General features: G+C 64.3%; 15 protein-coding genes. 11 read left to right on the top strand and 4 right to left on the bottom strand.

Annotation, left to right across the window (positions count from 1 at the left end; all coding sequences use genetic code 11):
• Positions 1-55 precede the first annotated feature (55 nt).
• The 3 genes from thiS (at position 56) to trmB (ending at position 1,889) form a co-directional block, all read left to right on the top strand.
• Positions 56-256 (top strand): sulfur carrier protein ThiS, encoded by a 201-nt coding sequence (gene thiS / locus DOM32_RS15640; RefSeq protein ID WP_087718706.1) that lies wholly within the window; start codon positions 56-58, stop codon positions 254-256.
• A 31-nt stretch (positions 257-287) separates the two neighbouring features.
• Entirely contained in the window at positions 288-1,085 is a 798-nt protein-coding gene (locus DOM32_RS15635; protein ID WP_110636141.1) for a thiazole synthase, read from the top strand.
• 75 nt (positions 1,086-1,160) lie between these two features.
• Entirely contained in the window at positions 1,161-1,889 is a 729-nt protein-coding gene (trmB, locus tag DOM32_RS15630) for a tRNA (guanosine(46)-N7)-methyltransferase TrmB (RefSeq protein WP_110636138.1), read from the top strand.
• A gap of 57 nt (positions 1,890-1,946) precedes the next feature.
• On the opposite strand, the gene fnr is transcribed toward trmB, so the two are convergent.
• Complete coding sequence (gene fnr / locus DOM32_RS15625; protein ID WP_110636135.1) at positions 1,947-2,732, bottom strand: fumarate/nitrate reduction transcriptional regulator Fnr; 786 nt, start codon at positions 2,730-2,732, stop codon at positions 1,947-1,949.
• Positions 2,733-3,083: 351 nt separating this feature from the next.
• Between fnr and DOM32_RS15620 the strand changes: the two genes are divergently transcribed.
• From DOM32_RS15620 to DOM32_RS15595, 6 genes are read left to right on the top strand one after another with little or no spacing between them, the layout of a single operon-like run.
• Positions 3,084-5,750 (top strand): nitrate/nitrite transporter, encoded by a 2,667-nt coding sequence (locus tag DOM32_RS15620; RefSeq protein ID WP_110636132.1) that lies wholly within the window; start codon positions 3,084-3,086, stop codon positions 5,748-5,750.
• Positions 5,751-5,787: 37 nt separating this feature from the next.
• Positions 5,788-9,567, top strand: coding sequence for a nitrate reductase subunit alpha (locus tag DOM32_RS15615; RefSeq protein WP_110636129.1), 3,780 nt, complete (start codon positions 5,788-5,790; stop codon positions 9,565-9,567).
• Positions 9,564-11,144: a nitrate reductase subunit beta gene (gene narH / locus DOM32_RS15610; protein ID WP_110636126.1), complete on the top strand. Its 1,581-nt coding sequence runs from the start codon at positions 9,564-9,566 to the stop codon at positions 11,142-11,144. Before DOM32_RS15615 ends, narH begins: the two co-directional genes overlap by 4 nt.
• The gene (narJ, locus tag DOM32_RS15605; RefSeq protein WP_110636123.1) at positions 11,137-11,874 is read left to right on the top strand and encodes a nitrate reductase molybdenum cofactor assembly chaperone; all 738 of its coding nucleotides are present in this window, start codon (positions 11,137-11,139) and stop codon (positions 11,872-11,874) included. The genes narH and narJ overlap by 8 nt, the downstream gene beginning before the upstream one ends.
• Before the next feature lie 25 nt (positions 11,875-11,899).
• Positions 11,900-12,598 carry a respiratory nitrate reductase subunit gamma gene (narI, locus tag DOM32_RS15600; protein WP_110636120.1) on the top strand — a complete coding sequence of 233 codons (699 nt, stop codon included), beginning with the start codon at positions 11,900-11,902 and terminating at the stop codon, positions 12,596-12,598.
• On the top strand, positions 12,595-13,419 hold the full coding sequence (locus tag DOM32_RS15595; RefSeq protein WP_110636117.1) for a peptidylprolyl isomerase: 825 nt from the start codon (positions 12,595-12,597) through the stop codon (positions 13,417-13,419). The genes narI and DOM32_RS15595 overlap by 4 nt, the downstream gene beginning before the upstream one ends.
• Before the next feature lie 314 nt (positions 13,420-13,733).
• On the opposite strand, the gene DOM32_RS15590 is transcribed toward DOM32_RS15595, so the two are convergent.
• Entirely contained in the window at positions 13,734-14,654 is a 921-nt protein-coding gene (locus tag DOM32_RS15590) for an AEC family transporter (protein ID WP_087718678.1), read from the bottom strand.
• A 94-nt stretch (positions 14,655-14,748) separates the two neighbouring features.
• Between DOM32_RS15590 and DOM32_RS15585 the strand changes: the two genes are divergently transcribed.
• On the top strand, positions 14,749-15,282 hold the full coding sequence (locus DOM32_RS15585) for a hypothetical protein (RefSeq protein ID WP_143543257.1): 534 nt from the start codon (positions 14,749-14,751) through the stop codon (positions 15,280-15,282).
• Positions 15,283-15,367: 85 nt separating this feature from the next.
• Here DOM32_RS15585 and DOM32_RS15580 read toward each other — a convergent pair whose 3' ends face one another.
• Entirely contained in the window at positions 15,368-16,105 is a 738-nt protein-coding gene (locus DOM32_RS15580; RefSeq protein ID WP_110636114.1) for a BamJ family beta-barrel-assembly machinery protein, read from the bottom strand.
• An 86-nt stretch (positions 16,106-16,191) separates the two neighbouring features.
• The gene (locus DOM32_RS15575; RefSeq protein ID WP_157957092.1) at positions 16,192-16,719 is read right to left on the bottom strand and encodes a TIGR02444 family protein; all 528 of its coding nucleotides are present in this window, start codon (positions 16,717-16,719) and stop codon (positions 16,192-16,194) included.
• A 67-nt stretch (positions 16,720-16,786) separates the two neighbouring features.
• Here DOM32_RS15575 and DOM32_RS15570 point away from each other — a divergent pair, with 67 nt between their 5' ends.
• Positions 16,787-18,715 (top strand): ABC-F family ATP-binding cassette domain-containing protein, encoded by a 1,929-nt coding sequence (locus DOM32_RS15570; RefSeq protein ID WP_110636108.1) that lies wholly within the window; start codon positions 16,787-16,789, stop codon positions 18,713-18,715.
• Positions 18,716-18,975 lie beyond the last annotated feature (260 nt).

The following is an 18,975-nucleotide window of genomic DNA, read 5'->3' as shown; positions in this document are numbered from 1 at the left end:
TTCTCCTTGAGGCGCTACAATGCGCCTCCTCGAGATCTGCTTCAGGGAGGCCGCCATGCAGATTCAGCTCAACGGTGAACCCAGCCAGCTCGATGGCGAGCAGACACTGGCCCAACTGGTCGATTCGCTCGGCCTGACGGGGCGGCGTATCGCCATCGAAGTCAACGAAGAGATCGTGCCACGCAGCCTGCACGCGCAGACGCGCCTGAACGACGGCGACAGCGTGGAGATCGTGCATGCCATCGGCGGGGGGTGATCCCCGCCAGATCCATGACCAGGAGTCATTCATGTCTCAGTTGATCCAGGACACCCCGCTGATCGTGGCCGGACGCCGCTTTGCGTCTCGATTGCTGGTCGGCACCGGTAAATACCGCGACTTCGACGAAACCGCCGCAGCCATCGAGGCCAGCGCTGCCGACGTGGTGACGTTCGCGGTCCGCCGGACCAACCTGGGCCAGAACCCGGACGAGCCCAACCTGCTCGATGCGATATCGCCGTCGCGCTACACGCTGCTGCCCAATACGGCCGGCTGTTACACCGCCAAGGATGCCGTGCGGACCTGCAAGCTCGCGCGCGAACTGCTCGATGGCCACAACCTGGTCAAGCTCGAAGTGCTGGGCGACGAGAAAACGCTCTATCCCAACGTGGTCGAGACGCTGGCCGCCGCCGAGACCCTGGTCAACGACGGCTTCGACGTCATGGTCTACACCAGCGACGATCCGATCGTTGCCAAGGAACTCGAAAAGCGCGGCTGCTGCGCGGTGATGCCGCTGGGCTCGCTGATCGGCTCCGGCAATGGCCTGCTCAATCCGGCGACGCTGGCGCTCATCATCGAGCACGCCGAGGTGCCGGTGCTGGTCGATGCCGGGATCGGCATGGCTTCCGATGCGGCGTTGGCAATGGAGATGGGCTGCGATGGCGTGCTGATGAATTCCGCCATCGCCCACGCCAGGCATCCGGTGATGATGGCCCACGCCATGCGCAAGGCGATCGAAGCCGGGCGCGAGGGGTTTCTCGCCGAACGCATGCCGCGTCGCCAGAGCGCCAGCCCCTCTTCGCCGTTCGCCGGGCGGATCAACGCCTGAGCCTTCCGGTCGACTCCCGCAGGGCCGCTGCCAGCCAGCGGCCATTTCCTTTACTTGCCCTGTTGATTCCTCCGCATGACTGACAAGACGACGCCCGATACCCAATCCCCCGCCGAAGAGGCGCCCGTGCGCCGTGGCATCAAGAGTTACGTGCTGCGCGCCGGACGCATGACGGCGGCGCAGGAGCGTGGCCTGAAGGAGGTCTGGCCCAAGTGGGGGCTGACGCTGGCCGATGGCCGCCAGGATCTCGAGCAGCTGTTCGGCCGCAAGGCGCCCTGCGTGGTGGAGATCGGCTTCGGCATGGGCAAGTCGCTGGTCGAGCAGGCCGAGCGCCATCCCGAGACGGACTTCATCGGCATCGAGGTTCACGCACCCGGCGTGGGCAAGCTGCTCGACGAGGCCGACAAACGCGGGCTCACCAACCTGCGTGTTTATCGCGAGGATGCGCTCGCCGTGCTGGCGGACTGCCTGCCGGAAGCGAGCATCGACACGCTGCAGCTCTTCTTCCCCGACCCGTGGCCCAAGAAGAAACATCACAAGCGGCGTATCGTGCAGTTGCCGTTCGTCGAGCTGGTACGTTCCCGCCTCGAGCCGGGCGGCAAGCTGCACATGGCGACCGATTGGCAGGCCTACGCCGAGTTCATGGCGGAGGTGATGGCCGAGGCGCCGGGGTTCGTCAACACCGCGCCGGCCGAGACGGCGCCCTACGTCGAGCGCCCCGATTTCCGCCCGCTGACCAAGTTCGAACAGCGCGGCGAGCGCCTGGGTCACGGCGTCTGGGATCTCATCTACCGGCGCGTCTGAGAGGCGGCAGTTTCTCGCGAACGGATTCCGTCTCGGCCATATCGATGCAAAGCCTCTTCATGCCGAGGCGTCAGAGCTTGTCCGCGTGCGGGCCTGGTCAAGTTGGCATCCCTGCGTTTCGGCAAGGATATTGAGTGCTTCAAAATCGAGGATATGTACCTCGCGGCCCTGGATCGCCATCAATTGTTGCTGCTGGAAACGGCCCAAGATGCGGCTGATGGTTTCCACGGCAAGGCCGAGGTAGTTGCCGATATCGTTACGTGCCATTGGCAGGCGGAAGCTGCACGGTGAATAGCCGCAGCGTTGAAAGCGCATGGCGAGATTGATGAAGAAGCTCGCTAGACGTTCATCGGGAACTTTGCGCGATAAAAGGCGCATCATGCGGCGATCATCGCCCATTTCCTTGCTCATGCTGCGGAACAGCTGCAGGCGAAGCTGAGGGATATGTTCGGCGAGGCTGTCGAGATGATTGAAGGGAATCTCACATACCGACGTTCTCTCCAGCGCGATCACATAGCCTGGATGAATCTGTTCACTGATGCTGTCGAGGCCGATCAACTCGCTGGGCAGGTAGAAATGGGTGACCTGCTCTTCGCCATTCTGGTCGAGCGTCACCTGCTTGAGGCTACCGGAGCGAACTGCAAACACGCTGGAAAAGGAATTGCCCTGACAGAACAGCGCTTCACCCTTCTTGAGCGGTGCGCGGCGGCGAATGATGGCGTTGAACTGATCCATATCCTGAGCTCCCAGCGCCAGTGGTAGACACAGTGCGCTCAAGCTGCAGGTTTGGCAGCGGGTACGGTGGAAGCGGGTGTATTTCGATCCGGTGCTGGGAATGGGCATGGCATGACTCCCGGAAACGGTGCGCGGATCAGCATGGCGTGGCGGCAGTAAGGAAAACGCAGCATAACATGCCTGCTTCTATGGCCGGTATGACGACGTCTGCACCAGCGTAGCCGTGCCAACCGCTTTACTGGCCGTCGCCGACCACGTCGGTATTTTCGAGCTGCCCATGTCTAACGCACCAGGACCTTGACTTTTTCCGGCTTGACTGGGCATGGAACATCCATATCCCTAGCTATTCGTGTATCAACGTAAAGTTATTTTACAAAAATTGATCCGAGTCAAAAAGGCCGCCGCCCACAGACGAGAAAGTAGCCCCCGTCAGCCTCGCTTGGCATAAGGGGAACTACCGTGACGACTTCCGTGGCATTGCCTCGCTGCGACCAGCAGCGTGCGCTGGGGCTTTCGACCCTGGCCTTCACGCTATGCTTCGCGGTGTGGACAATCTTTTCGATCATTGGCCTGCGTATCAAGCAAGAGCTGGGGTTGTCCGACACGCAATTGGGCCTGTTGATGGCGACGCCGGTGCTGACCGGTTCGATCAGCCGGTTGCTGCTCGGCATCTGGACCGACCGCTTCGGCGGGCGCTGGGTGTTTGGGCTGGTGATGCTGACTTCCGCCGCCTGCGTCTACCTGCTTACCTTCACTTCCAGCTACGCCATGCTGTTGCTCGCCGCGCTGGGCGTAGGGCTGGCCGGCGGTTCGTTCATCGTCGGCGTGGCCTATGTATCGGCGTGGTTCCCCGCCGCGCAGCAAGGCACGGCACTGGGTATCTTCGGCGCCGGCAACGTCGGTGCGGCGGTGACCAATTTCGTCGCGCCGTTTCTGCTCGTCGCGCTGGGCTGGCAGACGACGGCACTGGTCTACGCCACGGTGCTGGCCGCCATGGGCGTGGCCTTCATCGTGCTGGCCAAGGACGATCCGCAGCGCGCCGAACGGGCACGGCAGCGGGTGCCGCTGCGCGAGCAGCTTGCGCCGCTGGCCGAGCTGCGCGTATGGCGCTTCTCGCTGTACTACTTCTGCACCTTCGGCGGCTTTGTCGCGCTGGCATTGTGGCTGCCGCTGTATCTGATGAACGTCTACGGCCTGAGCCTGACCACGGCGGGGGTCGTTGCCGCGCTGTTCTCGGTGCCGGCCTCGCTGTTTCGCATCCTCGGCGGCTGGCTGGCCGATCGGATCGGCGCGCGGCGGGTGATGTACTGGACATTCGGTGTGGCCGTGGTCTGCCTTTTTCTGCTCAGCTACCCGTCCGCCCACTATGCGGTGGAAGGCGTGCGCGGTGAGGTCGATTTCTCGCTGTCGGTAGGGTTGCCGGCCTTCATTGCGCTGATCTTCGTGCTGGGCTTTTTCATGTCGCTGGGCATGGCGGCGGTCTTCAAGCACATCCCCGTCTACTATCCGCAGCATGTCGGCGCGGTGGGCGGTGTGGTCGGCATGGTTGGCGGGCTGGGCGGTTTCTTCCTGCCGCTGACCTTCGGCATGCTCAACGACGTGGTCGGCATCTGGCAGAGCTGCTTCATGCTGATGTTCGTCGTCGTGGCCGGTGCGCTGGGCTGGATGCACTACGCCATCCGCCGGGCCGAGCGCGACGAATGGGCCGCGCACCGGCCGAGCACCGACCTGCCCGAGCTGGCGGCACCGAAAGGCTTCGTGCTCAACGAGTGGCACCCGGAGGATGCCGGCTTCTGGGCGTGCACCGGGCGCCGCATTGCCCGGCGCAACCTGTGGATCTCGATTCCCAACCTGCTGCTGGCCTTCGCCGTGTGGTCGGTCTGGTCGATCCTGGTGGTCAAGCTGCCGACACTTGGCTTTCCCTACACGCCCAATCAGCTGTTCTGGCTGGCGGCCTTGCCCTCGCTGTCCGGCGCGACGCTGCGCATTTTCTATAGCTTCATGGTGCCGATCTTCGGCGGCCGGCGCTGGACGGCGATTTCTACCGCATCACTGCTGCTGCCGTGCTTGTGGATCGGCGTGGCGCTGCAGCACGTCGAAACGCCCTACAGCGTGATGCTGATTCTCGCCCTGCTGTGCGGCTTCGGCGGCGGCAACTTCGCGTCGAGCATGGCCAACATCAGTTTCTTCTTCCCCCAGGCCCAGAAGGGCACAGCCATGGGACTGAACGCGGGGCTGGGCAATCTGGGCGTTTCGGTACTGCAACTGGTCGGCCCGCTGGTGATCGCCGGCAGCGTGCTGGGGCCGATGGCCGGCGCGCCGCATACCGTGACGACAGGCGCGGCCGAGGGCCATGCAGTCTGGCTGCAGAATGCCGCCTTCATCTGGGTGCCGTTCATCGTCATCGCGGCACTGGCGGCCTGGTTTGGCATGAACGATATCGCCGCCGCCAAGTCCTCGTTCCGCGATCAGGCGGTGATCTTCAAGCGCAAGCACAACTGGCTGATGTGCTGGCTCTATCTGGGCACCTTCGGCAGCTTCATGGGCTTTGCCGCCGGTTTTCCGCTGCTGTCCGGCATGCAGTTTCCCGCGGTCGACCCGACCCGCTACGCCTTCCTCGGTCCGCTGGTCGGCGCGCTGGCCCGGCCGCTGGGCGGCTGGCTTTCTGATCGCCTGGGCGGCGCGCGGGTCACGCTATGGAACTTCGCCCTGATGATCGTCGGCGTCCTCGGTGTGCTGATCTTCCTGCCCGGTGAGAACGGCGATGGCAGCTTCTTCGGCTTCTTCGTCATGTTCCTGGTGCTGTTCATTGCCACCGGCATTGGCAATGGTTCCACCTATCGCATGGTACCGGTGATCTTTCTCAACCAGCGCCGGCAGGCGTTCGGCGAAGCTCATGCCGAACAGGCACAGGTCGAAGCCAACCGCGAGACCGCCGCCGTGCTCGGCTTCATTTCGGCCATCGCCGCCTACGGCGGATTCTTCATCCCCAAAGCCTACGGTACCTCCATCGGCCTGACCGGTGGCGTGGGAGCGGCGCTGATCGGCTTCATCGTCTTTTACCTGAGCTGCATGGTGCTGACCTGGTGGTACTACGCCCGGCGCAATGCTCCGGCTCCGTGTTAGGACCTAGGCCCTAATGCGCTCTCCGAGGAGATAATCAATGAGTCACTTTCTCGATCGTCTGCGATATTTCAGGAAGACGCGCACGCCGTTTGCCGGTGGGCATGGCGAGGTGCGTGACGAGACCCGCGAGTGGGAGAATGGCTACCGCGCCCGCTGGCAGCACGACAAGATCGTGCGCTCCACCCATGGTGTCAACTGCACCGGCTCGTGCAGCTGGCAGATCTACGTCAAGAACGGCCTGGTGACCTGGGAGACCCAGCAGACCGACTACCCGCGCACCCGCCCGGACCTGCCCAACCACGAGCCGCGCGGCTGCCCGCGTGGGGCCAGCTATTCGTGGTATCTGTATAGCGCCAACCGGCTCAAGTATCCACTAGTGCGCAAGACGCTGATCGAGCTGTGGCGCGAGGCGCTGGCCCGGCACGGCGATCCGGTCGAGGCGTGGGCGTCGATCGTCGAAGACCCGGCCAAAGCCAAACAGTACAAGCAGACCCGGGGCATGGGCGGCTTCGTGCGTGCCGAGTGGGACGAGATGGAAACGCTGGTTGCCGCCTCCAACGTCTACACCGCCAAGCAGTACGGCCCGGATCGCGTCGTCGGTTTTTCGCCGATTCCGGCGATGTCGATGGTCAGCTACGCCTCCGGGGCGCGCTATCTGTCGCTGATCGGCGGGGTGTGCCTGTCGTTCTACGACTGGTACTGCGACCTGCCGCCGGCTTCGCCGATGACCTGGGGCGAGCAGACCGACGTGCCGGAATCGGCCGACTGGTACAACTCGAACTACATCATTGCCTGGGGCTCCAACGTGCCGCAGACACGGACCCCCGATGCGCACTTCTTCACCGAAGTGCGCTACAAAGGCACCAAGACGGTCGCCATCACCCCCGATTACGCCGAGGTCGCCAAACTCTGCGACGAATGGCTGAGCCCCAAGCAGGGCACCGACGCGGCCTTGGCGATGGCGCTGGGCCACGTCATCCTCAAGGAGTTCCATCTCGACAAGCCCAGCGCCTACTTCACGGACTACGTGCGCCGCTACACCGACATGCCGATGCTGGTCGAGCTGGAAACCCGAGAGGACGGTAGCTTCACCCCTGGCAAGCAGCTCCGCGCGGCGGATTTCGACGCCGATCTTGGCGAGGACAACAACCCCGAGTGGAAAACGATCGCCTGGGACGAGCTCGGCGACCGGCTGGTCGTGCCGCGCGGCTCCATCGGCTTTCGCTGGGGTGAAAAGGAGCAAGGCCAAGGGCGCTGGAACCTCGAACCGCTCAACGCCCAAGGCGAGGAAGTCCGCCTGCGCCTGTCGCTGGCCGACCGCCACGACAGCGTCGTCAAGGTCGGTTTCCCCTACTTTGGCGGCATTGCCCACGAACATTTCGGTCACGTCGACGGCAACGATGTGCTCTACCACAGCCTGCCGGCCAAGCGCCTGACCCTAGCGGATGGCCGCGAGACGCTGGCGGTGACGGTGTTCGACCTGATGGTCGCCAACTACGGCATCGACCGTGGCCTGGGTGACGAGGGCGAGGATGACGGCGCCACCGCCTACGATCAGGTGCGCCCGTATACGCCCGCCTGGCAGGAGAAGATCACCGGCGTGCCCGCCGAGCAGGCGATCCGGCTGGCGCGGGAGTTCGCCGATACCGCCGACAAGACCCACGGCCGCAGCATGATCATCGTCGGTGCCGGGATGAACCACTGGTATCACATGGACATGAACTACCGTGGCCTGATCAACATGCTGATCCTGTGCGGCTGCGTTGGTCAGAGCGGTGGCGGTTGGGCGCACTACGTCGGCCAGGAGAAGCTGCGCCCGCAGACTGGCTGGCTGCCGCTCGCTTTCGGCCTCGACTGGAGCCGCCCGCCGCGCCACATGAACGGAACTTCGTTCTTTTACAACCACTCCAGCCAGTGGCGCTTCGAGAAGGTCGAGGTCAAGGAACTGCTGTCGCCGCTGGCGCGGCGCGAGGACTTCAGCGGCAGCCTGATCGACTTCAACGTACGCGCCGAGCGCATGGGCTGGCTGCCCTCCGCGCCGCAGCTCGCCACCAATCCGCTGCGGCTGGCGAAGGCCGCCGAAGCCGCCGGCCAGCCGCTCAACGATTACGTCATCGACCAGCTCAAGCGTGGTGAGCTGCGCTTCGCTGCCGAAGACCCGGACGATTCGCAGAACTTCCCGCGCAACCTGTTCGTGTGGCGTTCCAACCTGCTGGGCAGCTCCGGCAAGGGCCACGAGTACATGCTCAAGTATCTGCTCGGCACTCGGCACGGCTTGCAGGGCAAGGATCTTGGCGAGATGGACGCCCCGCTACCCGAAGAGGTGACGTGGCGCAGCGATGCGCCCGAGGGCAAGCTCGACCTGCTGGTGACGCTGGATTTTCGCATGTCCACCACCTGCCTCTACTCCGACGTGGTGCTACCCACCGCGACCTGGTACGAGAAGGACGATCTCAACACCTCGGACATGCATCCGTTCATCCACCCGCTCACCGCCGCCACCGACCCGGCCTGGGAGTCCCGTAGCGACTGGGATATCTACAAGGGTATCGCCAAGGCGTTCTCGCGGGTCTGCGTCGGCCATCTCGGCGAGGAGACCGATCTGGTCACGCTGCCGCTACAGCACGACTCCCCCGGCGAGCTGGCCCAGCCCGAGGTGCGCGACTGGAAGCGCGGCGAGTGCGAGCCGATTCCCGGCAAGACCATGCCCAGCCTGGTCGCGGTCAAGCGCGACTATCCGGCAACTTATGAACGCTTCACCTCGGTCGGCCCGCTGCTCGATACCCTCGGTAACGGTGGCAAGGGCATCAATTGGCAGACCGAATCCGAGATCGAGCTGCTCGGCAAGCTCAACCATCGCAAGGCCGATGGCCCGGCCGTGGGTCGTCCGAAAATCGAGACGGCCATCGACGCCGCCGAGATGATCCTGACGCTGGCGCCGGAAACCAACGGCAAGGTGGCGGTCAAGGCGTGGGAGGCGCTGTCGAAGATCACCGGCCGCGAGCACGCCCATCTGGCGCTGCCCAAGCATGAGGAAAAAATCCGCTTCCGCGACGTGGTCGCCCAGCCGCGCAAGATCATCTCCAGCCCGACCTGGTCGGGGCTGGAGGACGAACACGTCTCCTACAACGCCGGCTACACCAACGTGCACGAGCTGATCCCGTGGCGCACCGTCAGCGGCCGCCAGCAGTTCTATCAGGATCACGCCTGGATGCGCGCCTTCGGCGAGAGCCTGCTGGTCTACCGACCGCCCATCGACACCAAGGCGACCCGCAGCCTCACGGCGCCTGGTTCTGCAGAAAGAAAGGGCAACGGCAACCCGGAGATCGCGCTGAACTGGATCACCCCGCACCAGAAGTGGGGTATCCACTCCACCTACTCGGACAACCTGCTGATGCTCACGCTGTCTCGGGGCGGGCCGATCGTGTGGCTGTCCGAGGACGACGCCAAGTCGATCGGTGTCGAGGACAACGACTGGATCGAGCTCTACAACGCCAACGGCGCGATCACCGCCCGCGCGGTGGTCAGCCAGCGGGTCAAGAACGGCATGGCGATGATGTATCACGCCCAGGAACGGATCGTGAACATCCCCGGCTCCGAGGTCAGCGGCACCCGTGGCGGCATTCACAACTCGGTGACCCGCGTCTGCCCCAAGCCGACCCACATGATTGGCGGCTACGCCCAGCTCGCCTACGGCTTCAACTACTACGGCACCGTCGGCTCCAACCGCGACGAGTTCGTCATCGTGCGCAAGATGAAACGCGTCGACTGGCTGGATGGCGAAGGTAACGATTACGCGCAGGAGGCCGTGAAATGAAAATTCGTTCGCAAGTGGGCATGGTGCTCAACCTCGACAAGTGCATCGGCTGTCATACCTGCTCGGTGACCTGCAAGAACGTCTGGACCAGCCGCGAAGGCGTCGAATATGCCTGGTTCAACAACGTCGAGACCAAACCCGGCGTCGGCTACCCGAAGGAGTGGGAGAACCAGCAGAAGTGGAAGGGCGGCTGGCTGCGCCGCGCCGACGGCAGGATCGAGCCGCGCATCGGCGGGCGCTATCGGGTACTGGCCAACATCTTCTCCAATCCCGATCTGCCGGAGATCGACGACTACTACGAGCCGTTCGACTTCGACTACCAGCATCTGCACAAGGCCGGCGAGAGCAAGCATCAGCCGGTGGCGCGGCCCCGCTCGCTGGTGAGCGGCCAGCGCATGAACAAGATCGAGTGGGGGCCGAACTGGGAGGAGATTCTCGGCACCGAGTTCGCCAAGCGTCGGCGCGACAAAAACTTCGACAAGGTGCAGGCCGACATCTACGGCCAGTTCGAAAACACCTTCATGATGTATCTGCCGCGCCTGTGCGAACACTGCCTGAACCCCACCTGCGTGGCATCCTGCCCGAGCGGGGCGATCTACAAGCGCGAGGAGGACGGCATCGTCCTGATCGACCAGGACAAGTGCCGTGGCTGGCGGATGTGCGTCTCCGGCTGTCCGTACAAGAAAATCTATTACAACTGGAAGAGCGGCAAGTCCGAGAAGTGCATCTTCTGCTATCCGCGCATCGAGGCCGGGCAGCCGACGGTCTGCTCCGAGACCTGCGTGGGTCGTATTCGCTATCTGGGTGTGCTGCTCTATGACGCTGACCGCATCGAAGAAGTCGCATCCTCCAGCGATGAACGCGACCTCTACCATCGCCAGTGCGAGATATTCCTCGATCCCCACGACCCGGAAGTGATTGCCCAGGCGCGACGCGACGGCATCACCGAGAACGTGATCAAGGCCGCCCAGGCGTCGCCGGTCTACAAGCTGGCCATCGACTGGCAACTGGCGCTGCCGCTGCATCCCGAATACCGCACCTTGCCGATGGTGTGGTACGTGCCGCCGCTGTCGCCGATCCAGTCGGCTGCCGAGGCCGGGCATGTCGAAAGCGACGGCGTGCTGCCGAAGATCGAGTCTCTGCGCATTCCGGTCAAGTATCTCGCCAACCTGCTCACGGCTGGCGAGGAGGAGCCTGTGGTGCTCGCGCTCAAGCGGCTGATGGCGATGCGCCTGTACAAGCGTGCCGAGCAGGTCGAAGGCCGCAAGGCCGATGATGTGCTCGATGCCGTGGGCCTGAGCCAGGCGCAGGTCGAGGAGATGTACCGCTATCTGGCCATCGCCAACTACGAGGATCGCTTCGTCGTGCCCACCAGCCACCGCGAGCTGGCCCTCGATGCCTTCCCCGAACGCGGCGGCTGCGGCTTCTCGTTCGGCAGCGGCTGCAACGGCGGTGACAATTCGGTCAGCCTGTTTGGCGGCCGCAAGCAGACCGTGACGCTGGTCAAGCCTGCCGTTTCTTCTGCTGTCTCCCCCGTTGTTTCCCACTACGAACCGGAGGAGCCGAACAATGCGTAGCTTGATCGTGCTGGCCCGCCTGCTCGACTACCCCACGCAGGAGTTGCAGCAGGCCGCAGCGGAGATGGGGGAAGTCATCGACGCCGAGGCGCATCTCAGCCGTGAGCGTCGTCTTGGGCTCAAGGCGTGGATCGAGCGGATCGCCAACCGCAACCTGCTGGACTTGCAGGCCGACTATGTGGCGCTGTTCGACAAGGGGCGGGCCACGTCGCTATTGCTGTTCGAGCATGTCCACGGCGAGTCCCGCGACCGCGGTCAGGCGATGGTCGATCTGTTGGCCCAGTACCGCGCAGCGGGCTTCGAACTCGATGCCCGCGAGTTGCCCGACTATCTGCCGCTGTTTCTCGAATACCTCTCTACCCGCGACGAGGAGGAGATCGCCGGCCAGTTGGGCGAGATCGCCCACATACTGGCGCGGCTGGCAGCCCGGCTGAGCGAGCGCGAGGCCGACCACGCGCTGGCACCCGCCGCGCTGCTGGCGATGATCGGCATGGAGAACGCCGTCGAGGAGCACGCCGAGGCGGTCAATCAGGAGGCGCGGGATGACACGCCGGCGGCGCTGGATGCGGTCTGGGAAGAAGAAGCGGTGCGCTTCTCGGCCCAGTCCGACGAGGATTGCGCGCTCCAATCCGCCACCGGGCGGCGTCAGGCGGAGCTGAAGCGCCAGCGCCGATCGGAAGAGTCGATTCGCATCGTGCCCCCTGCTGTCAACGCTGCCTCGGGCCGCTGAGCCCCTTCAATCGAGGAGTCATGCCATGAGCTACTTCAATACGCTGCTGTTCGGACTCTACCCCTATCTGGCCGGCACCGTGTTTCTGGTCGGCAGTCTCTTGCGCTTCGACCACGGCCAGTACACCTGGAAGGCCGGCTCCAGCCAGTTGCTGGACAGAAAGCGGATGCGCCTGGGCAGCAACCTGTTCCACATCGGCGTCATCGTTATCTTCTTCGGGCATCTGGTCGGCCTGCTCACCCCGCATTGGGTGTATGAGCCCTTCATCTCGGCCGGGCACAAGCAGATCCTCGCCATTCTGGTTGGCGGCATCGCCGGTCTGATGTGTCTGGTTGGTGGCGCGATTCTGCTCCACCGCCGCCTGACCAACCCGCGCGTGCGGGCCACGTCGAGCCGCGCCGACATTTTCATCCTGGTATTGCTGGTGGTGCAGGTGAGTCTGGGGCTTTTGACCATTCCCTTCGCCATGCACCACCTCGACGGCGGCGTGATGCTGCAACTGGCGGACTGGGCGCAGTCGATCGTCTACTTCCGGGGTGGCGCGGCGGAACATCTCGCCGAGGTCGGCCTGATCTACAAGCTGCACATTCTGGTCGGCCTGACCCTCATTCTGGTCTTCCCCTTTACCCGGCTGGTGCATATCTGGAGCGCGCCGCTGGGCTATCTGGGGCGGCGTTATCAGATCGTACGGCGTAGGGCCCCCGATACGAGGAGCGTGTCATGAGCCAGCGTATCGCCGTCGAGGCGCTGCCCACGAGCCCCGATATCATGATGCCGCCCGTGCGGGTGGGCGGCGTCACCATCGACGCCGAGCGGATCGCCCGGGAAATGCAGTATCACGCGGCCGCATCATCGGACGAAGCGCTGCAACAGGCCGCTCGGGCGCTGGTGGTGCGCGAGCTGCTCAATCGGCGCGCCGATGAGCTGGGCCTACGTTGCAACAAGAGTGGCGACAAGGACGACGAGGAGGCGCGGCTGGCGGCGCTGCTAGATCAGGAACTGGACGTTCCCGAGCCTGACGAGGCGAGCTGCCGACGTTTCTTCGAAGCGCATGCCGAGCGCTTCAAGACGCCGACGCGGCTTCAGCTGCACCATATTTTGCTCGCCGCCGCACCCGATGACGTTGAGGCGCGGGATCGCCAGTATCGTCTGGGCCAGACGCTCATCGCCGACTTGCAATCGGCGCCCGAGCGCTTCACCGAGTTCGCCCAGCGCCACTCCGCCTGTCCCTCCCGCGACGAGGGCGGCCAGTTGGGCTGGCTCGCATCGGGGCAGACCGTCGAGGAACTGGACCGCGCCCTGCGCCATCTTCCCGAAGGGCTGCATGACCGTCCGCTGGCGTCGCGCTACGGCTGGCATCTGATCTGGATCGAACAGCGCCACGAGGGTCAGCTCCAGCCGTTCGACCAGATCGCCGACCGCGTGCGTCACACCCTGCGAGAGCAGGCCACGCGGCGTGCGCTGCGCCACTACCTGCTCGCGCTGTCCGAGTGCTACGGTGTCGAAGGTGTCGATCTGGACGGCGACGGGCCGCTGATGCAGTAAGCACCTGTCTACGATCTGCTGTGCGCACCGAACCAAGCTCGCCGCGATGCTCTGCGGCGCAGTCATCACGAGACGACGAATAGCCCGGCGGGCACCGGGAGGCGAGCATAAAAAAGGCCGCCCTGGGCAGGGCGGCACTAAGGACCGTGACTAGCATGATGAGGAGATAACCATGGCAGGAACCTGACATTCGCTGCTGTGGTCAGTGGCGTTTGGCGACGCCACGATAGAAAGGTTAATCATTCTCATTTGTCTTTGCAAGCGTAACGAGAATCTTTTTTATTTGGACGTCGATTCCTCCCGACACCGTGTGCTCAGTTCACGCCAAAAGCGTTCAAGAGCAGCGGCAATGTCGCCATGGCCAGCAGCGTCTGGCCGGTGATCACGGCGGCCATCAGTTCCGCGTCACCGCCCAGTTGACGGGCCAGGATATACGCCGACGTGGCGGTCGGCAGCGCGGCGAACAGCAGCGCGACATCTCGGTCCGCGCCGTGAAGGCCGACCATCCAGGCCAGCGCCAGTACGATCAAAGGGGTGACGAGCAGCTTGAGTGCGCTCGACAGCCAGAATGCCTTGCCGCTGTGCCATAGTGCCTGGGGGCGCAGTGCCACGCCCACGGCGACCAGCCCCAGCGGCAGAGCGGCATTGCCGAGCAGTTCAATGGCCTCGAAGCTCCAGCCGGGCAGTCCGATACCGCTGAGATTCAGCGCGATACCCAGCAGACAGGCCAGAATCAGCGGGTTGCGCAGCAACGCCACGGCGCTGCGACGCAGGCTGGCGCTACCCAGCGTGCCGGACGCGATGAAGGCCAGCACACAGAGGATATTGGCGGTCGGCACCATTAGCGCGACTGCCACGGCCGCCACCGTGGTGCCGGCCGCGCCATGCAGCGCCGTGGCACCGGCGACGCCGACATAGGTGTTGAAGCGCACTACGCCCTGAAAGGTCGAGGTGAAGGCGGGTGGCGCCAGCGCCAGGCGATGTCGCGCCAGCCAGAGGCCCAGGCCCAGCAGTGTCATGGTGCCGAGCAGCGTCACGCCGAGGCGCAGTACCGGCACCTGTCTGACGTCCGCGGTTGCCAGCGTTGCCACCAGCATGGCCGGGAACAGCAGGTAGTAGATGAAGCGCTCGAGTCGGGGCCAGAAATCGCCACCCGGAAATCGTGCCCAACCCAGGGCGGCTCCGAGTAGAATCAGCAGAAAAAGCGGGCCCAGGGCGTTAGCGATATCGCTCATGTGTCATCCTTGTCGAGCGCTCCGATGAGGTTCGCGGCGCCGGTGCCGGCCAGTTTATCGACTAATACCCAACCCTTGGAGTCTTCGAAAGTCCATGGCTGCCTACGAAGAGGAAACTCCCAGACCGCGAATGCTCAACCTGCTGATCGGCGTCACTCTGATGACGATCGTCATCGCGCTCTGGTATTTGCTCGATTACTACTACCTGCGGGAGTCGACCCATGACGTGACCTGGTATCCGCCGGCACAAGGCTGCGTGCTGCTGGATGGTGGGTGCCACGCCAACCTTGGGATCGATTCGTCATTGGGGTTCGCGTTGCAGGAGGTGCACGACGGCGAAGGCATGTTGACGTTCGAGGTTCGCGTTCATGGCCGCGCGCCGCAATCGGTGACGGTCCAGTTCATCGGTCGCGACATGAACGTGCAGTCGCGGCGGCTTTCGCTACAGTCGAAAGGGGATGGCTTGTTCGTCGGGCAGGGAACGCTGGGGCTGTGCAGCGCTCACGTGGATGCCTGGCGCGCGCAGGTGGTGGTGCTGAGCGATCATGGCTTGAAAGGCAGCTGGTTCGACTTCGACAGCCAGGAGCTGGGCGGGCCGACGGGAAGAGACGACAGGCGCTGCCTCTGAACGCCGACGCCGGCCTCGATGGGCCGGCGTCGGGTGAAGCGGTGGGTGAACGTGGCGATCGAGACGAAAGCCACGCCGTCGGCGTTTAGCTGTCGCCGTTGTCACCCGCGTCGCTGCTGCTGTCGTCGGGGTTGATGGCAAGCAGCTCGACCTTGAACTTCAGCGCCTGGTTGGGGCCGATGGGGCCGCCGGTACCGGCCGGGCCGTAAGCGAGGTCGGAGGGAACGGCGATTTCCCAGGTATCGCCGACGTGCATCATCTTCAGCGCTTCCTGCCAGCCGGGGATGACCTGATCGACCTTGAACGAGATCGGTTCGCCACGCTTGTAGGAGCTGTCGAAGACGGTGCCGTCCGGCAGGGTGCCTTCGTAGTTGACGCGAACGGTATCGTCGGCGCTCGGGGATTCGCCGTCACCGGATTCCAGGACCTTGTACTGCAAGCCGGAATCGGTGGTCTCGACGCCCTCTTTCTTGGCGTTTTCGGCGAGGAAGGCTTCACTCTTCTTGCGATTCTCGTCCGCGACCTTCTTCTGCTCGGCCTTCTGCTCGGCGATCTTCTGCTGCTGATACTGGGTCAGCGTGCTGCTGATCTCGTCCTGGCTCATCTGCAGGTCGGCGTCGCCGTAGACATCCTTGATGGCCGCCGCGAAGGCATCGACGTCGAGATCCTTGATGTCCTTGGAAAGACCCTGACCCAGCGTGGCGCCGATGCTGTAGCTGAGCTTCGCCTGGTCACTATCGAGGTCGATCTTGTCCTGGGCGAAAGCCGTTAGCGGCAGCGTCATGATGCTGCCGAGCGCGACGGCGGTTACCAAACGTTTCATGCAAACTCCTTGGGTCACGAATGAAACCGATGTTGGCCAGAGTATAAAGAAGCCTCGAACACCGGCTGGATAGTCGTGTTGTGACTCTAACAGGTGGGTTTTGGTTCCGCATCCGGGGCATCGATTGTCCAGCGCGTCATCAATCGGCGTAACGGCAGGTAATCGTCGGTCGTCATGTCGCGCAGGGTTCGGCAGGAAGCCAGCGCCTGCTCGAGCGGGGAATTCCCCTCGGCGACGAGCGTGGGGAGCGCTTCCAGGCGCGTCAGCATCTCGCGTTCGGCCTGCAGCTCGGCCTGCTTGAGCGTCTGGCGTAACGGCTCCAGCTGCGGCCGCCGCTGCGCCTCGCTTTTCAATGCGCGTCGTCGCTCGCGCAGCGGTACGGTCATCTCGCGTTGCCAGCATCTCGCCTCGGCCAGGGCATTGGCTGCCGCCGGGTCAGGGCGTTGGCGGCGCTCGCTCAGCCAGGCGACCCACAGCAGTTCGCAGATGTCCCAGCCGTGTTCATCCTGCAGCATCAGGCATTCGGCCTCGACGCCGGGGCGAGCGTAGTGGTCCAGGGCATAGGACCAGAGTGAATCGGACCAGAGCGAGTCGGATGCAGCGGTGACGGACATGACATTCCATACCGGTGGCGGATGGCTGATAGAATGAGCGCCCATTCGATGCGCCCTGGAGCCCGGCATGATCGCATTCCGCCAACTCGCCCTGCAACGCGGCACCCGACGACTGTTCGAGGGCGCCGACCTGATGCTGCACGAGGGGCAGAAGGTCGGCATCGTCGGTGCCAATGGTGCCGGCAAGTCGAGCCTGTTCGCGCTGATCCGGGGTGAGCTCGGCGCCGACGCCGGTAGCGTCGAGATCGCCGGTGGCAAGCGGATCGCCCACATGGCACAGGAGGTTTCCGCCATTGAACGGCCGCTGGTGGAGTTCGTGCTCGACGGTGACGACGCCTTGCGCGAGACGGAGACCGCGCTGGCCGAGGCGCAGGCCAATGGTGACATGCAGCGCGAAGCCGTGCTGCACGGCCAGATCGAGGCCCTCGATGGCTATACCGCCCGGGCTCGCGCCGAACAGCTGCTCGCCGGGCTGGGGTTCGCCCAGGACGATCTCTATCGCCCGCTGGCGGCCTTCTCCGGTGGCTGGCGGATGCGCGTGGGTCTGGCCCGGACGCTGTTCACGCCGTCGGAAATTCTGTTGCTCGACGAGCCGACCAACCACCTGGATCTGGATGCGCTGCTGTGGCTCGAGCAGTGGCTGACGCGCTATCCCGGCACGCTGATGCTGATCTCCCACGATCGCGATTTCCTCGACGCGGTCTGCGATCACATCCTGCACATCGATCAGGGCCAGTTGATGCTCTATCGCGGCCACTACAGCGCTTTCGAGCGTGCCCGTGCCGAGCGTCAGCTCCAGCAGCAGGCGGCGTTCGAGAAGCAGCAGGCACGGCGGGCGGAGATCGAAGGCTTCGTCGAGCGCTTCCGCGCCAAGGCGACCAAGGCGCGCCAGGCCCAGAGCCGATTGAAGATGCTAGAGCGCATGGAGACCATCGCCGCGGCGCGAGTCGATTCTCCGTTCCGCTTTCAACTGCCGTGTGCCGACAAGACCTCGACGCCGCTGCTGTCGCTGGATCAGGCCTCGCTGGGGTATTCCGAGCGCACGATCCTCGAAGGCGTGAATGCGTCGATCCTGCCCGGTGAGCGTATCGGCTTGCTGGGGCCCAACGGCGCGGGTAAATCGACGCTGATCAAGACCCTGATCGGCGATCTGCCGGCGCTCGCCGGCGCCCGCGTACCGGGCGAGAACCTGGTGGTAGGCTACTACGCCCAGCATCAGCTGGAGCATCTGGATCTTGGCGCGACGCCGTTCACCCACGTGCAGCGGCTCTCGCCCACGGCCAGCGATCTGTCGATTCGCAACTTCCTCGGTGGCTTCGGTTTTCGTGGCGACGACGTGTTCGGCGACGTGTCGCGGTTCTCCGGCGGCGAGAAGGCGCGTCTGGCGCTGTCGCTGGTAGCTTGGGAAAAGCCCAACCTGCTGCTGCTGGACGAGCCGACCAACCACCTCGATCTGGACATGCGCGAGGCGCTGGCCGAAGCGCTGGCGGAATACGAAGGCGCGGTGATCATCGTTTCCCACGACCGTCACCTGTTACGGGCCAGCGTCGATACGTTCTGGCGCGTTGCCGACGGGCGGGTCGAACCCTTCGATGGCGATCTTGACGATTACCATCAGTGGCTGAAGTCCCGGGAAACGGAGCGGCGGCGCGATCTGAAGCAGGAGGCGCGCCAGGAGAAAGGGCCGGCGGATGGCGGCGATCGCAAGGCGGCGCGGCGGGCGGCCGCCGAACGTCGTGAGCAGATGAAACCGCTGCGCAAGCAGCGCGACGCGGCAGAAAAGAAGCTCGACAAGGCGCAGGCTGCCCTTTCGGCCCTGGAGGCGCGGCTGGCGGATCCGGACATCTACGACGCCGCCCGCAAGGACGAGCTGGCGCGCCTGGTTCGCGAACAGGGCGAGCTTCAGGCCGAGGTGGAGCAGCTCGAGAGTGACTGGATGGCGGCGGAAGAGGCCTTGGAGGCGATGGAGGCGGAGCTAACGCAGGCGGAATCCTGAGAGCCCGTTCACAATCTGCTGCGCCTCGGCCAAACGTTGTTGAGTCGGAGCTCTGCGGAGACAACAGCCGGAGGCTGGCCCGCAGGGTGAGCAAAGCGAATCAAACGACTTCGGAATACTCATTTACCCCGATGTAAACTCCGTTTCCAAAGCCGTTTCCGCCTAGCTTGGCTCTAGCTCGCGAGATCGTGAACGGGCTCTGACGCGTCGATGCTGCGGGCTACGAACGAAGAACGCCAGCGACGATGTCGCTGGCGTTC

Source organism: Salinicola salarius, from assembly GCF_003206135.1.
Taxonomy (GTDB): Bacteria; Pseudomonadota; Gammaproteobacteria; order Pseudomonadales; family Halomonadaceae; genus Salinicola; species Salinicola salarius.
The sequence above is the reverse complement of the archived record's forward strand: the minus strand, read 5'-3'. Positions and strand labels throughout refer to the sequence as shown.

What these genes read in the sequence shown, in the direction of transcription:
- DOM32_RS15635 (WP_110636141.1), top strand. Translation starts at nt 288, where the DNA reads ATGTCTCAGTTGATCCAGGACACCCCGCTGATCGTGGCCGGACGCCGC.
- DOM32_RS15615 (WP_110636129.1), top strand. Translation starts at nt 5,788, where the DNA reads ATGAGTCACTTTCTCGATCGTCTGCGATATTTCAGGAAGACGCGCACG.
- DOM32_RS15580 (WP_110636114.1), bottom strand. Translation starts at nt 16,105, where the DNA reads ATGAAACGTTTGGTAACCGCCGTCGCGCTCGGCAGCATCATGACGCTG.
- thiS (WP_087718706.1), top strand. Translation starts at nt 56, where the DNA reads ATGCAGATTCAGCTCAACGGTGAACCCAGCCAGCTCGATGGCGAGCAG.
- DOM32_RS15585 (WP_143543257.1), top strand. Translation starts at nt 14,749, where the DNA reads ATGGCTGCCTACGAAGAGGAAACTCCCAGACCGCGAATGCTCAACCTG.
- fnr (WP_110636135.1), bottom strand. Translation starts at nt 2,732, where the DNA reads ATGCCCATTCCCAGCACCGGATCGAAATACACCCGCTTCCACCGTACC.
- trmB (WP_110636138.1), top strand. Translation starts at nt 1,161, where the DNA reads ATGACTGACAAGACGACGCCCGATACCCAATCCCCCGCCGAAGAGGCG.
- narH (WP_110636126.1), top strand. Translation starts at nt 9,564, where the DNA reads ATGAAAATTCGTTCGCAAGTGGGCATGGTGCTCAACCTCGACAAGTGC.
- narI (WP_110636120.1), top strand. Translation starts at nt 11,900, where the DNA reads ATGAGCTACTTCAATACGCTGCTGTTCGGACTCTACCCCTATCTGGCC.
- DOM32_RS15575 (WP_157957092.1), bottom strand. Translation starts at nt 16,719, where the DNA reads ATGTCCGTCACCGCTGCATCCGACTCGCTCTGGTCCGATTCACTCTGG.
- DOM32_RS15570 (WP_110636108.1), top strand. Translation starts at nt 16,787, where the DNA reads ATGATCGCATTCCGCCAACTCGCCCTGCAACGCGGCACCCGACGACTG.
- narJ (WP_110636123.1), top strand. Translation starts at nt 11,137, where the DNA reads ATGCGTAGCTTGATCGTGCTGGCCCGCCTGCTCGACTACCCCACGCAG.
- DOM32_RS15590 (WP_087718678.1), bottom strand. Translation starts at nt 14,654, where the DNA reads ATGAGCGATATCGCTAACGCCCTGGGCCCGCTTTTTCTGCTGATTCTA.
- DOM32_RS15595 (WP_110636117.1), top strand. Translation starts at nt 12,595, where the DNA reads ATGAGCCAGCGTATCGCCGTCGAGGCGCTGCCCACGAGCCCCGATATC.